This is a genomic window from Stieleria neptunia (assembly GCF_007754155.1).
In the GTDB taxonomy this organism is placed as follows: domain Bacteria; phylum Planctomycetota; class Planctomycetia; order Pirellulales; family Pirellulaceae; genus Stieleria; species Stieleria neptunia.
Genome location: NZ_CP037423.1, coordinates 10,129,803 through 10,144,359 on the forward strand (window position 1 = coordinate 10,129,803; position 14,557 = coordinate 10,144,359).

At 55.5% G+C, this 14,557-nt stretch carries 8 protein-coding genes; 7 read left to right on the forward strand and 1 reads right to left on the reverse strand.

What is annotated here, in order from left to right; genetic code table 11:
• Positions 1-120 precede the first annotated feature (120 nt).
• The gene (gene tnpC / locus Enr13x_RS34890) at positions 121-1,506 is read left to right on the forward strand and encodes an IS66 family transposase (RefSeq protein ID WP_197455587.1); all 1,386 of its coding nucleotides are present in this window, start codon (positions 121-123) and stop codon (positions 1,504-1,506) included.
• Between the two features lie 339 nt (positions 1,507-1,845).
• Positions 1,846-2,526, forward strand: a complete 681-nt coding sequence (locus Enr13x_RS34895; protein ID WP_145391550.1) for a transposase — start codon at positions 1,846-1,848, stop codon at positions 2,524-2,526.
• 31 nt (positions 2,527-2,557) lie between these two features.
• On the opposite strand, the gene Enr13x_RS34900 is transcribed toward Enr13x_RS34895, so the two are convergent.
• Entirely contained in the window at positions 2,558-3,943 is a 1,386-nt protein-coding gene (locus Enr13x_RS34900; RefSeq protein ID WP_145391552.1) for an IS4 family transposase, read from the reverse strand.
• 293 nt (positions 3,944-4,236) lie between these two features.
• Here Enr13x_RS34900 and Enr13x_RS38630 point away from each other — a divergent pair, with 293 nt between their 5' ends.
• The 5 genes from Enr13x_RS38630 (at position 4,237) to Enr13x_RS34925 (ending at position 14,543) form a co-directional block, all read left to right on the forward strand.
• Positions 4,237-8,139, forward strand: a complete 3,903-nt coding sequence (locus Enr13x_RS38630) for a sulfatase-like hydrolase/transferase (RefSeq protein ID WP_197455588.1) — start codon at positions 4,237-4,239, stop codon at positions 8,137-8,139.
• Positions 8,140-8,187: 48 nt separating this feature from the next.
• Positions 8,188-9,774, forward strand: a complete 1,587-nt coding sequence (locus Enr13x_RS34910; protein WP_145385934.1) for a hypothetical protein — start codon at positions 8,188-8,190, stop codon at positions 9,772-9,774.
• 103 nt (positions 9,775-9,877) lie between these two features.
• Positions 9,878-10,219 (forward strand): hypothetical protein, encoded by a 342-nt coding sequence (locus tag Enr13x_RS34915; RefSeq protein ID WP_145391554.1) that lies wholly within the window; start codon positions 9,878-9,880, stop codon positions 10,217-10,219.
• A 55-nt stretch (positions 10,220-10,274) separates the two neighbouring features.
• Positions 10,275-12,020, forward strand: a complete 1,746-nt coding sequence (locus Enr13x_RS34920) for an arylsulfatase (RefSeq protein WP_145391556.1) — start codon at positions 10,275-10,277, stop codon at positions 12,018-12,020.
• 3 nt (positions 12,021-12,023) lie between these two features.
• Positions 12,024-14,543: a sulfatase-like hydrolase/transferase gene (locus Enr13x_RS34925; RefSeq protein ID WP_145391558.1), complete on the forward strand. Its 2,520-nt coding sequence runs from the start codon at positions 12,024-12,026 to the stop codon at positions 14,541-14,543.
• Positions 14,544-14,557 lie beyond the last annotated feature (14 nt).

Here is a 14,557-nt window from a genome sequence, read left to right on the forward strand (position 1 = left end):
GAGCACGCTTGCCCCAATGTAGGGAATTGCCCGCATCTTGGTGGCGCCTCGGCGATTTCTGTTGCGATGGCAGCCAATCAAAGCGAGGGCACCCGAGAATCATCGCTTCGCCAGATTCGATTGCTCGAAACGCGCAATAGCGAATTGCTCAGCGACGTCGTCAGCCTCCAAGAGCAACTGGAACGCGTCAAACTTGAATTGAAGATTGAGCGGCAGAACAAGTTTGCAACCAATGAGCAGTCTGACGACGATGCGAAACCGGAATTGCAAGAGGCCAACCAAGATGATTCGGGTCGCAAAGCTAAACGCGGCGCCCCGGTAGGTCATCCAGGATGGTTTCGAAAGACTCCCCAAGAGTACGATTGGGACATTGATGTCAAGGCTCCTCGAGTCTGCCCCTGCTGCGCGAGTCGCCAAGTCATTTTGTTGGATGCCGATCCATTGGAGCACCTGCAGGAAGATATTGTTGATGGACAGTTCCGCGTCGTGCTCTATCGTCATGTGGTCGCCAAATGCATCGCCTGTGATACGCTTGTGCAAAAAGCTGGTCCGGGAGAGGTTCTGGGAAGTCGCATAGGACCAGGGTTGCGCAGCAAGGCGATCTATCTCCGCAATGTCATTGGCATTACCTACCGCAAGGTCCCACGAGCGATTGAAGAGTTATTTGGAATCACGTTCACAGCGGCAGCACTGATCGGTTTCGAAAAGGCTCTTGCGAAGCTTGCCGAACCGGTTGTCGACGATATCGCCAAGAAGCTTGCCAGCACTGACGGGCCAGTCTATGCGGATGAAACCTACTGGACCTTAGACGGCGATCGCGCCTACTTTTGGGTACACGGCAACGAACAGTTCATCCATTTCACTTTTGAAACGACGCGTGCGGGGTTCGTTTCACGCGACGTTCTTGGCCCTGACTTTTGCGGCACTTTGGTAACGGACTGCTACGGTGGCTACAATGCTCAGGTCGCTGGCGCGAAGCAAAAATGTTTGGCACATCTTGCTCGAACCTCGCGTGATTGGCAAAAGCTCGTTGCTCCGGAATCAGCCGACTATCAGTTCTTCGAAGATGTCAAGCAATTCGTCCAACGCGGTACTCGCCTCCACCGCCGACGAAAAGCCGGTAAGCTAAAAGGAGCTGCACTTGAGTCTGAGATCTTGTGGCTGCGAAACGAATTGGAACGCCTTTCGTTGACTGATGTCGAAGACGAAAAAGCGATCCAACTTCAAGGGCGAATTCTTCGTCACCTCTCAGAGTGGTTGGTGTTCATCGACGACCCACGAGTTTCGCCGACGAACAACCTTGCAGAACGTGCTATTCGCCCATTAGTCGTGTTGCGCAAGATCTGCTTCGGCAGCCGAAGTCGGGAAGGTGGTGAGCGGATGGCAGATCTGATGAGCGTTGCAGAGACAGCGCGGCGTCATGGGCACCGTGCCAGCGACATCTACTACGGTCTTTTCACGCGGCCTCCGGACGAAGTACTGCGTTCGCTTTATGCACCGGCGTAGCGGCTACGCCGGTGCAGGCGATCGTGTCGCCTCTTCATAGGAAGAGACAAGCTGCGACTCCGGGAGAAGCAGCGAGCGAAATTCTCAGCCGAGCGACTCACCTGTAGTCACGTTCGCTGGACGATTCCGGTGAAACGACGTTGAATGCTGCGCTGATGGCAAACCAATCGGCAAGCCCAATGACAGACTGCGGGGAGAGCTGAATCCAATCCTTCGACGATGCCCAGTTCGAGCGATGGTCCGACACCACCGTCCCCCAGGTCATTCAACTAAACTGTTACGGGCAAAGATGAGGTGGTAGCTTTCGGCCTTCCTTTGGAAACTTGGAGGGGCCCGAACATGCCAAGACCACCCCGGGCGGATGTTGCCGGTGAGATCTATCACGCACTCAATCGCGGCAATGGTCGGCAAACGATCTTTCACAAAGATGAAGACTACGTCGCCCTTGAACGCGTCCTTGATGAAGGGTTGGCGAAGTATCCGGTCGATTTGATCGCGTATCAGTGGATGCCCAATCATTGGCACATGGTGCTCTCGCCGCGCGAAGATGGTGCGATGAGCCGACTGATGTATTGGGTGACGATGACGCACACGGCGCGTTACCACGCCCACTATCACACCACCGGAAACGGCCACCTCTACCAAGGCCGGTTTAAGAGTTTCCCCATCCAGAGCGATGAGCACTTCTTGGTCGTCTGCCGGTACGTCGAGCGAAACGCATTCGCGGCCGGCTTGGTCACCGCAGCCGAAGACTGGCGATTCGGGAGTCTGTACAATTGGAGCGGCGGACACTGCGGGGTGAAGCTTGCCCGTTGGCCGCTACCGCGGTTGCCCGGATGGATCAAACGGGTCAACGAACCTGTGAGCGAGAAAGAACGGGAGCGACTGCAACGAGCGATCGCGCGCAGTCAGCCCTTCGGCGAGCCCGGGTGGGTCGAAACGACGGCCCGGAAATACAACCTCGAGTCGACCCTCCGCAAACGCGGCCGACCACGCAAGTTGCCCCAAACTGCCAAATAGGCTCCTGACCCGAATGGCACGGGCATTTGACCTAAGCCGCAGTGGCGTAACGGTTTCGGTTAGGGTCGCGTGGCGTTTTCATCAGCTTGTAGTTTTTCTGCCTGCGTTTGAGTTCGCGTTTTTCTTGACGACCAGGTCGGTCTCCAACTGTGATTTCTGCGACAGTTATTAATAGGTTCTCCCATAGTGCCGTTCGATGGTCCGTTTGGTCACGCAAACTTGCAGCAAACTCTTCAATCGCTTCCATGGTGCCGGTGAAACTTATCTGACTTGGCAGGAGGTTAAACCGCAAAGCCGAGGCAAGCATCGCCATTCGAACTAAGTTGTATCCGATCATGTGGCAGTGGATTTCTTTGCGAATCATTGCCGGACTTTTGCAACGCAAGTGTTCCATTTGCATCTGAGTTTTCAGGCTGCGGATGTGCAACTCAACCTGCCACCGTTTTCGGTAGAGATCAGCAAGCTCTTCCGCCGTGTATACGTTGGCGTTAAGAAGCGTTGTCGCCAATGTGATCTCGCGCGTGCGGAATCCTTTTTGCTCAACCTTGTATCTCAAGTGACGGACAACGATGATCGCTGGAATCACATCGTACTCATCCTTGCTCATCCACGATGGCCGAGCGGGCTTGTGGTAGGCAATCAGTTGATCAAGATAGCCAAGCTTAAGACCTTTGCGAAAATCAATCTTACGACGATGGTGGGCGCGAGCGACGAGATCAATTCCATTAGTTTTGCTCAGTGCAAGAAACCAAAAGCTTGCGTAGTACCGGTCAGCCAACAGGATATTGCCTGGCGAAATGCGGTGTAAGACCCGTCGAAGCAATGATGTCTCTCCCGTTTGCTTTCCTGAGTACTGCCCCAACGCGACGGAGTTCACCGCGCCTGTCACCAACGAAAAGAGACCAATCATCCGTGCCATCGGGAAACCGCACCCAGGCTTCTGACTTTTAGGCTGAGGATACTCCGCTTGGTTCTTGGCGGTATCAGCCATCGTGACCGTCCAACCGTCAACCATTTCAACGATCCGCCCACGGAACAGCCAAGATTCGTTGCTCGACTCTTCGCAACATTGCGATGTCCAATTCAATAGTTTGGTAAACAATGCTTCAGGCAACTTGAGTCGTGCCTTGCAATACGAAGTCGTCTCACTACTTACCCGCTTCAACCCTTGAACGATACGCCATGAGTTGAGTTTGATAACGGCCTGCTGGCAGTTGTGATTTTTGGAAAGGACTTGAGAGATGAACATCCACACCACAACCATCGGAGTGTACGGGGACTCGTTAAATTTGTGCCCAATCTCGGCACAAATCTCATGGACTTTGGCGTGTGGTAGAAGCAGGTCGATCACCAGTGACGAAGCTCGGCCGACTTTGCTTTGCACGGTAAATGCGGAGTCGTTAGACTGATCATTCATGATGAATCCTCGTTGGGCGAGTAGTTGAAGCACCTCGATTCCAACGGGGATTTGTCATTGGATCAACCTACTTTGGCATAAGAAAAGCAATTGGCTTTTGCTGGCACTACATGCAGGGCTAGCAAAGTCCTGAGCCAACTACCGGTAGGCGTTTAGCCAAATGCCCGTGCCATTCGCTCCTGACCCTTTTTCTCATTCTGTGGAGAAGATTTCCCAGGTGCGAAACACCAAAAACCGCATGGACAACGACATTCGCTCCTGACCCTTTTTACTCACCCAACGAAGCATTTTTCATGCAGCCCATCATCAAGCTCACCGGCACCTTCCTTCTCGCGGCGATTCTTTGCCCGAGCCTCGTCGCCGCTGATCGCCCAAACATCATCATCGTTTTTGCCGACGACATCAGTGCGCGCGAGCTGCCAATTTACGGATCGTCGGTGTGGAGTCCGCCCACGGGAGGCAATACGAGCGATCCTGATCTTCGTGCGTTTACTCCAGTACTCGATCAACTTGCCAACGAAGGCTGCTGGATCAAAACGGCGTGGGCGTCGGTCGTCTGTTCGCCCAGTCGAGCCATGATGATGACCGGACGTTACGCACACCTGCACAAATGGTGGGGCAACAAGTCGAAAGGCCGCTACATCGACGAAAGCGGCAAGGAATCAACGTGGCCCTTGTACTTGAGTTCGCCTACGCAGATTGGTCATGTCGCTCAGCAGGCAGGTTACAAAACCTATTGGTCGGGCAAGACTCAAATGGCTGGTGACCTGAATCGTTTCGGGTTTGATCAGGGATGCTTCACGCCGGGAAATCTTTCTGACACCGACAACCCATTCACGGACTTCAAGTTGGTGATTGATAAGTCCAGCGGCGAGAAGGTTTTGCGAAACGCCGACACCAACCAACCTGTCGACACTTACCAACAACACGGCTGGTACTGGTACCCGCATGTTCGCTTGATGAACCACGATGCGAAAGACTTTCAATGGTGGCCGAATACCGATGAATCGAAAGCGCAGTTTGGCGTCGAGACCTATGGTCCTGACGTCGAACTGGACTTTGTTTTTGACTTCATGGACCAGCGCGCATCCGAAGGCGAACCCTTCTTCGTTTATCACACGTCGCACCTTGGACACGATGCATTCGATTGGTTGAATCCCGACTCGAAAAGCAAGTGGCCGGGGACTCCCAGTGTGTCTTGGGACGGCGAGAAATACACACGCACGCAGCCGAACATCACAGGGGATGTCGGCGACTATGACACGCACGGCACGGTGACACCGCCAGGCATTCACCATCACGTCAACTATCTCGATTATCAGGTGTGGCTTTATCAGAACAAGCTCGAAGAACTCGGCATCGCGGACAACACCATCTTCATCTTTTGTGCGGACAACGGGACCAGCGGATACGGCAAGAACAGCACGGACCGCGAAAAGGGCACCCACGTACCGTGTATCATTTCGGCACCCGGTATGACGAAGCGTGGCGAGCAAGACGTTCTGGTCAACCTGTCAGACTTCTTGCCGACGATCGCCGAACTGACCGGCGCGACACTGCCGGCTGATTACGAAGTAAACGGAAAGAGCCTGGTTCCGTTTCTCTTTGGTGACCAGCAACAACACCGCGAGTGGCTGTACGGATACAAGGACAACGAGCAGATCATTCGTGGCAGCAAAGTCATGCGAGATGGCCGTGGCAAATGGTGGGACGTGGAACAAACGCCTGATGATCTGATCAGCTTCCCCGAGATCAAAGACTGGACGACGGTGTCTGACGAACATCGCGCCCCGCGTGACAAACTGTTGGCAGTCTTGCCTCGCTTCGATCAGAAAACACATGGGAAGCATGCCACCGGCTCTGACATCGGGAGTGAGCCGCTGGCCGTAAGGCCACGGGCCGCGGGAATTCGCGAATCCGATGATGCCCGGCCGCTCACGCGTCACGGCTCACCAACCCAATCGTGGACGACGACCTTTGAAGACGACTACGAGGGCCGCGATGCAATCGGCGATCAGTACACGACAGCACGCGGTCACGATGATTCGTGGAGTGTCATCGATGGCGTGCTGGTCGGGAAGCAGACCAAGGACGACCACGGCGCAGTGATTCGCACCGAGTTGGAGTTCGACGATGTCGACATCCAATTCGACTTCCGATTCACCGGCGGCACAAGCTTCAACTTGGTGATTGACGACGCCAACGAGAAATCGGTTCACGCCGGCCACATTTGTCGCGCATCGGTCTTTGCAAATTCCTTGATGATCGGTGATGACAAAACGGGGGCGATGAACCTGGAGGTTCGCAAGCAACGTCAGGACAAGAATCTGTCCGACGAAGCCAAGGCCGCCTTGCAAACGTTGCTGAATCAAACTCGATCGTCGGCAAAGGTCGCGATCAAGCAAAACGAATGGCATCGACTGCGGGTCCGAATTCGTGGCGATGTGATGAAGGCGTTTCTCGATGATGCACTGATCACCAGCCTGAAGTCACCCGGCTTTGCCCATCCGACAAAAACAAAATTCGGGTTCACCGTCAACGGTCAATCAATCGAGTTCGACAACTTGGTGGTTCGGCAGCTGAAGTCCGACGAACCGCGGGGCGTTGGCAGAGAGAACAGTGAGCCGCTGGGCGTAAGCCCACGGGCCTCGGGAATTCGCGAATCCGATGATGCCCGGCCGCTCACGCGTCGCGGCTCACAGCATTCGCAACCCAATATTCTGTGGGTTGTCACCGACGATCAAAGAGTCGATTCCATTGTGGCGTTCAATCAGATGCGTCACGGCACGGCGAACAGCCCATTGGGAAAGGTGCTTTCGCCGAACATCGATCGGCTGGCCAAGATGGGCACGACGTTCATCAACACCTTCAACCAGAATCCCGGCTGTGCACCGTCGCGGACGTTGATGCACACGGGGCGGTATTCGCACCGCACGGGTGTCTATGGATTCGAGTATTACAACCCAACCGGACAAGCGCATTGGCGTCCGATGGTGCCCGAGATCTTGCGTGACAAAGCCGGCTACCAAACGCTGGCCGTCGGCAAGCTCGGCATCCGTGCTCAGCATTTTTCCAACCAAAAGGGAGGAACCAAGCCACCGCTTTATCAAACCAATCTGGGCTATCGAAAAGAGTTCGCAGCCGAGGGACTGGTTGACTGGAACAAGGAATCGAAATGGGTCGATGGCAAACCGGGGCCAAAGAATGAAACGTTCTACTTCCCCGGCGGCGATCAATTGATTTGGCCCGAGTTTGCAGACTCGACGCCAAATGATCGCGCGGAGATTCAGAAGCGGCTCGGGCTTCTGCGTCACTACATGCCGGGAGACGAAGACAAGCAGAGCGGCAGTATCCTCGGCGGCGTGAACCCACAAACGGGTGAAAGAACTCGCGACGGAAATTTCACCAGGGCGCTGTTGGATCATCTCGAACATTCAGGCGAGCGCTACACCGACATGCTCGACCGACAGCAAAACGGACCGGCGCCTGACAAGCCACTGTTTGCGTATGTCGGCTTTGAGTTCCCGCACACTCCTGTGCTGCCGCCGGCCGACTTTCGCGAGAAGTTTCAGAAGCTGAAGTATGACATCCCAGAATTCACTTCAGAAGAATTCGCCGCGTTCCCGCCGCAACTGAAGAGGCTGTACAACAATTCGCAGAGCGATCATTTCACCGATGCCGAAAAGCACCAAATGATCGTGGACTATTACGCGTTCTGCGCCTATGGCGATTCGCTGGTCGGCGAGGCGGTGGATGGTTTTATCGAGTTCTCGAACAAGCAGCACCGTCCGTGGCTGATTTTGTATGTCTGCGGAGACCACGGCTGGCGACTGAACGAGCACGGAATGGTCAGCAAGTTCTCGCACTACGACATCGACCTGCATAATCCGATCATTGTCGTTTCATCGGACAAAGCGAGGTTTCCGGCGGGCAAGGTGGTTGAAGACTTTACCTGCTTCGTCGACATGGCTCCGACGTTTCTGTCCGCAGCCGGCATCGACATTCACACGCCCGAGTACCAATATCTCGACGGACGTGACCTAGCCAAGACCGCCGCTGGTGTATTGCCGCCTCGCGACTACATCATCGCGGGGGTGCATTCCCATTTAGTTGACGTTTTTGCTAGCAACCCGTCGGGGGCTTGGCTGCTGTTTCTGGATCCGGTGTTGACGGTATCTTGGGCGATTCAAGGATGATTTTCCACTCGCCTAGCAAGGATGCCGACGACAATGCAAGGACTAGACATGGGGCAAGAGAATGGTGAGCGGATTGAGTCGGCTGAAGAAATGCTCGCGCTCTTTTACGCTCAGTTGGTTCCCAAAGTTACGCTCTGGAAACAACGGATCTCAGATCATCCCGAGCAACTCGCAACGCTGGAAAGAACCATCCATGATGCCTTTGCCCGCGGTGCGGACATGGTCGTCGCCGGGCTGATCTCCGCGACCATGATCGAAAAAGGTTTTGAAAAAGCATGCCAATCGAGTCGGGTCAACTTCTCAAGACCGCTTCAGAAAGGGCGCGAGACTAGGGTCGCCGTTCGATTGCTCGGCGGCATGCTGTTCTGGGCCACAGCGCTCTACTGTGCCCCTAAGAAAAAGTTGCTTGGTCGAGACGATTCGCCCCGCGTCGGCTTGCATGTTTCGCTTGCTCAATTCGGGTTCGGCAAAGGCGTCTCGCCCGCGCTGGAGAGTCGCGTGGCACGCCAAGTGGCATTGTGTCCTTCGATCGAAGTGGCTCACCGAGAACTGGTTCGCGATGGTATCACACTTGATATCAAGGCGGTCAAACGGATCGCCTATCAATCTGGCGACGGCTTATTGCGCCTACGACGGCATCGGCTCAAACTGTTTCGGCAGGGCAAGTTGGCGAGCACCGGTGAATTGGCCGGGAAACGAGTGTCGGTGCAAATTGATGGCGGAAGAATGAAAATACGCGGCAAAATGCTACCTGCATCGACTTCCAATGCGTCAAGCGATGATGTCGCTCAGGGGCAAGCTGACTCGCCCGGACGCTCGGCAAAGAAACCTGCACGCTCGTTTGAAGCGGACTGGCGGGAGCCTAAACTGATGACGATTTTTGTTCACGACGAGCAGGGGCGGATGGTGAAGGAGCATGAAGCGACGATCGATGGCACCCTGACTGGGCCCGACGCGATCGCCGAATTGGTTGCGATGCATCTGCATCGGCTCGGAGCCGCGGAGGCACATAGCGTGACGTTCGTCGCCGATGGCGCCCCCTGGATTTGGGATCGTATTGATCGCATCATTCAATATGCGGGACTCACGAGCGTCGTCACGCATCAGGTCTTGGACTGCTGCCATGCGGTGCATCACGTTTCCAAAGCGCTTGCTTCGCTTGGGCTCGACGCAGACGTCCGCCAGGGGCTTTATCGTCAGTACCGAACGCTGCTGCGAAACGGTCAATGGCGGCGAGTGGTTGATGAGCTCGCCGGCCTAGAACGCGTCGGAAAATCGGCCACAGAACTGGAAACAGAAATCCATTACCTTTGCCGACATGGTGAAGCGGGTCGGTTGAGTTACCCTGCCTATCGTCGCAGCGGAATCCCTTGTGGTAGCGGGGCGATCGAAAGCAGCATTCGCCGCGTGATCAATTTGCGTCTAAAGAGCAATGCAATGTTTTGGAAAAGCGAAAACGCGGAGCAGATGCTTCAAGTTCGCGCTCATCTGATTCCTAATCGTTGGGATGAATCAATCGGCGAGCTGGCCGAATTCCGTCGCACCCAGGCAAGCGACAGTTGGCACTGGGAGCCTCGTCCAATGAGCTGCAAAGTTGAAGCCACTGACCAACAACTCCTTTCGGCCGACGATTAACGTGATTTTTGCGTCAACTAAATGGGAATGCACCCTCATCGCGGAACCGACTTGGGTGATCGGTCCACGCGCCGTCATCCGAACCAAAGATTACAAATTTGCCATGAAGACACGTCCCCGAGCCGGTCACACGATGACCGTGGCCACTGCGGGGAAAGATTTTAGATGGGCGGTGAACGCGAAGTTAAAGGACATCGAACCGACGCTCTTCGATCTTCGCAATGATCCGGATGAAATTCACAACGTTGCTTTTGATCCACGTTATCGCCCGGTGCTCGATGCGTTGCGCACCAAACTGCAAGACATCGTGCTCGGCGACGGTCGAGTGGAAGTCGTTTGGACGAAGCATGGGGGAGACAAAGTGCACATCAGCAACTACGCTCCGGACGCCAACGATGGCCGAATCGCGTTGCCAATGATTTCAAAACAGGAATCACGCAAATAGTCGATGTGAATAGACGTTCGCGGAAAATCGCTAACGAGTCAAGCCAGTGAAGAGAATGAAATTTATCATCAACCTTGTCGTGCTGATCACCGTCTGCCTGACGACGACGTCTGGGGCGAGCGATCGACCCAACGTGATTCTGATCGTCACCGATGACCAGGGGTACGGCGATATGTCGTGTCACGGGAATCCCTGGCTGCGAACGCCCAACCTGGACCGACTGGCCGCCGAGAGTGTTCGCCTGGAGGACTATCACGTTGATCCTGTTTGCACCCCCACCCGCGCGGCGCTGATGACAGGACGCTATTCGTCTCGCGTCGGAGCCTGGACGGTCACCCAGGGCCGACAATTGCTCGGGCCGGACGAAGTGACGATGGCTCAAGTGTTTTCCGATGCGGGTTACCGGACGGCAATGATCGGCAAGTGGCACCTCGGTGACGCTTGGCCGTATGCGCCAAGATTCCGCGGCTTTCAGAAGGTGCTGCGTCATCTCGCCGGCGGCATTGATGAGATCGGCAATCCCATCGGCAACGACTATTTCGACGACACTTACTATCGAAACGGAGTGCCGCAGAAAATCGAAGGCTACTGTACCGATGTGTTTTTCGAAGAGTGCCAACGGTTCATTGACCAAGCCTCCGACAAGCCGTTTTTTGTTTATCTGCCTTTAAATGCGATGCACAGTCCGCACACGGTCGCCGACGAATATTCCGCTCCGTTCGTCGCCCAAGGACATTCTGTTGCGCGAGCCAAGTTTTTTGGCCAGATCATCAATTTCGATCAGAACCTGGGGCGATTGCTGGGCCGGCTGGATGAACGAAAGCTGGCGGAGAATACCATTGTCATTTTCATGGGCGACAATGGCACGGCAGCTGGTGCGAGCGGCCGTGGGCCGGATGACGGGTTCAATGCAGGAATGCGCGGCAAGAAAGGCTCGGTTTACGAGGGCGGGCATCGAGTCGCCTGCTTTGCGCGTTGGCCTGCTCGACTGGATGCGGGACGGCAGATCGAACAACTCACCTCTTGTCGGGACTGGCTTCCAACCTTGATCGAGTGGTGTGATCTGAACGTTTCTGGCGACATCCACTTCGACGGACAAAGTCTCGGCCCGCTGATGGATGGAGATGCTGACGACTGGCCGGATCGCACTCTGTTCATCGATCGACAGCAAGATCGCCCTACGCTCAGGCAATTGTCCGAATCTGGAAACCGATTCCCGCACTATGCAGTACTCACCGAAAAATGGCGTTTGGTCGACGGCGAACTCTTTCACGTCATCGACGATCCGGGGCAGCAAAACAACGTGGCGGCGCAGCACATGGACATCGTCGAAAAACTCTGGTCGCGTTACGAAGACCATTTCAACGATGTCTTTCCAAACGGCCCGTCCTACACACGGTTTCAGCTCGGCGCGGCGGAAGAGAATCCCACTCGATTCACGGTGCGCGACTGGCATCCGACCGAAGGAAGGGTGATTTGGAAACAAGAGCAACTCAGCGATGACGCACTCGCCATCAACGGTTTTTGGGCTGTCAACGTGGTGCAAGCTGGCCGGTATTCGATTCGGCTATCCAGGTTCCCCGATGATGCCCCTCAGGCAATGCGGGCGACCAAGGCGCGGCTGAAGATCGGAAACCAGGAACTTGAAAAGAAGCTCGACGGCAATGAGACGTCCGTGACGTTCACGCTGGACCTGCCGCAAGGACCGGCGACGTTGCAAACCTGGCTGACCAGCCAAGCAGGTGTCGTACGCGGCGCGTATTTTGTGCATGTCGAGCGGCAACCGTTATTCGGAGATTAGACCATGACCAGATTCTTAGCCATTCTCGCCGCTTGCGTCGTCGCATCAGCGATTCCGTCTCGTGCGGCCGAGCGTCCTAATATCGTCGTCATCATGGCGGACGATCTGGGTCTGGGCGATGTCAGCTTTCATGTGCGCTCCATCCAAAAACAGAAGCCTATCGTTGAAACCCCGACGCTCGATGCGCTCGCCGCGCGATCGCTTTGGTTCACTGACGGCCACTCGGCGACCGCATTGTGTGCTCCGACTCGTTACGCGGTGATGAGCGGCAACAACAACTATCGTTCCTACGCTCCGTGGGGTGTCTGGAGCACGTTTGGTCAGTCCGCGTTCAAGCAAGGGCACGCGACGCTGGGCACGGTCGTGCGTGATGCCGGCTATCAAACCGGATTCGTCGGCAAGTGGCACCTTGGCGGCGACTTTTATGTTCCCGGAAGCGAGGAGATCTACCGCGGCAAAAAGAATGGCGACTTGACCGGCAAGGTCGACATGACACGTCTGATTTCGGGCGGCCCGAAAGACTGCGGGTTCGATTATGACTTCACCACGCCCTGCGGAATCCAGGGGCCGATTTACCTGCTGTACGAAAACCAGGTTTGGAGTCCCTTGGCTGACGATTCACACATCGTTTTCCTCAGCGAGGAGAACGCGATCGACCCCAAAAGCATCAGCGACAAGGGGCCGGGGCTCGGTGATTCAAACTGGGACACACGCGAAATCGGCAAGCTGCTGTCGGCCAAAGCGGCCGACTTCATCAAACATTCCGCTGCCGGTGACGATCCGTTCTTTCTGTACTATTGCTCGCCGATGGTGCATCTTCCGCACTGCCCACCGGACGAATTTGATGGGAAACCGATCAAAGGCGAAACGCCGACACGTCACTTGGACATGATTCTCGACTTGGACATGCAAGTGAAGCGAATCGTCGATGCGCTGGACGCTTCTGGAGAGTTGCAGAACACGCTGATCGTGGTGACGTCGGACAACGGCGGTCTCAGCGACGGTGCGGCGGGCAAGCAGGGTCACTTTTCCAACGGCGGATGGAACGGCAACAAGAACTCACCGCTAGAAGGTGGGCATCGCGTTCCGTTCTTTGCCGTTTGGCCAGGGCACATCAATCCGGGCATCACCGACGAGTTGGCGGTCAACCAGGATCTCGTTGCGACGCTTGCGGCGTTGGTTGGAACGAAAATCCCTGACGGACAGGCAATGGATTCGCTGAACCTGCTACCGCTCCTGCTGGGACAGGATGATTTTCAGCCTCGCGACTACCTGGCGATGCAGGCTGGCAGCAAAAACGAAGTGATGTTCCGCAAAGAGGGTTGGAAACTGATCCTGCAAAGCGATCATCAGCTATCGAAATTTGAACCGATCGCGTTGTTCAACTTGGATAAAAACCCGACCGAGCATCCAGCAGGGAACAAAGTCGATGATCCTGCACATGCTCAGCGGGTCGAGCAACTGAGAAACGAATACCTACGCATCCGCCAAAGCGGTCAAGTCTCCGCCGAACAGCCAAGTCTCAACTTCAAGGCGTTGGTTCAGCCGGTACCGGCTTCGGCCAAATTCATTGATCCCGACTACTACATCTGGGGCGGCAGCATGGCTCGCGATGCTGACGGAAAATGTCACTTGCTTTACAGCCGCTGGCCGCGTGAACTGGGCCACAACGCTTGGGTCACGCACAGCGAGATCGCTCATGCCGTTGCCGACGATCCGCTGGGGCCGTACACGCACGTCGATGTCGCCTTGCCGCCACGAGGCTCCCAGTACTGGGACGGCATGTGTACCCACAACCCGACGGTGCATCAGTTCGATGGCAAATACTATCTTTATTACATGGGAAATTTCGGTGACGGCAATGCGACCGCAAAGCTGAATTCGATTCACCGCAACCACCAACGCATTGGTGTTGCGGTGGCGGACAACCTCAGCGGCCCGTGGAAGCGGTTCGACCAACCCGTTATCGACATCAGCGAATCATCGGACGCACCGGATGCACTGATGACCAGCAATCCGTCGATCCTGCGACGAGCCGATGGCACCTACGTCCTGATCTACAAAGCGGTCGGCAAGAAGGGTCGGTTACCCTTCGGCGGTCCCGTCGTGCATCTGGCTGCAACCTCTGACTCGCCCACCGGGCCGTTCACGAAACAGCTGAAACCGCTGTTCACTGCACCGGGCGTCAAGTTTCCGGCCGAAGATCCGTATGTTTGGTTCGACGGCCAGCAGTGTTGGGCCATCGTCAACGATCACAACGGCCATTTCAACCAAACCGGCGAAGACTCATTGGCGTTGTTCACCTCAAACGACGGACTCGATTGGTCCGTCGCGTCTCATCCATGGGTGTTGCAACGAAAAGTGACATGGGCTGATGGCAGCGAACAATCGTTCCATCGACTGGAACGTCCGCAACTTTGGTTGGAAAACGGCGTGCCGAAGGTGCTGTTCTGTGCCGCTGAAGAAACCAAACAGAAGACGCATTCCTTCAACGTTCACATCCCGCTGACGCCGATTCAATGATGAAACATTTCGGG

Bases quoted from the DNA above. Each gene is read 5' to 3' on its own strand.
- Enr13x_RS34895 (WP_145391550.1), top strand. From the start codon at position 1,846: ATGCCAAGACCACCCCGGGCGGATGTTGCCGGTGAGATCTATCACGCA.
- Enr13x_RS34900 (WP_145391552.1), bottom strand. From the start codon at position 3,943: ATGAATGATCAGTCTAACGACTCCGCATTTACCGTGCAAAGCAAAGTC.
- Enr13x_RS38630 (WP_197455588.1), top strand. From the start codon at position 4,237: ATGCAGCCCATCATCAAGCTCACCGGCACCTTCCTTCTCGCGGCGATT.
- Enr13x_RS34910 (WP_145385934.1), top strand. From the start codon at position 8,188: ATGGGGCAAGAGAATGGTGAGCGGATTGAGTCGGCTGAAGAAATGCTC.
- Enr13x_RS34915 (WP_145391554.1), top strand. From the start codon at position 9,878: ATGAAGACACGTCCCCGAGCCGGTCACACGATGACCGTGGCCACTGCG.
- Enr13x_RS34920 (WP_145391556.1), top strand. From the start codon at position 10,275: ATGAAATTTATCATCAACCTTGTCGTGCTGATCACCGTCTGCCTGACG.
- Enr13x_RS34925 (WP_145391558.1), top strand. From the start codon at position 12,024: ATGACCAGATTCTTAGCCATTCTCGCCGCTTGCGTCGTCGCATCAGCG.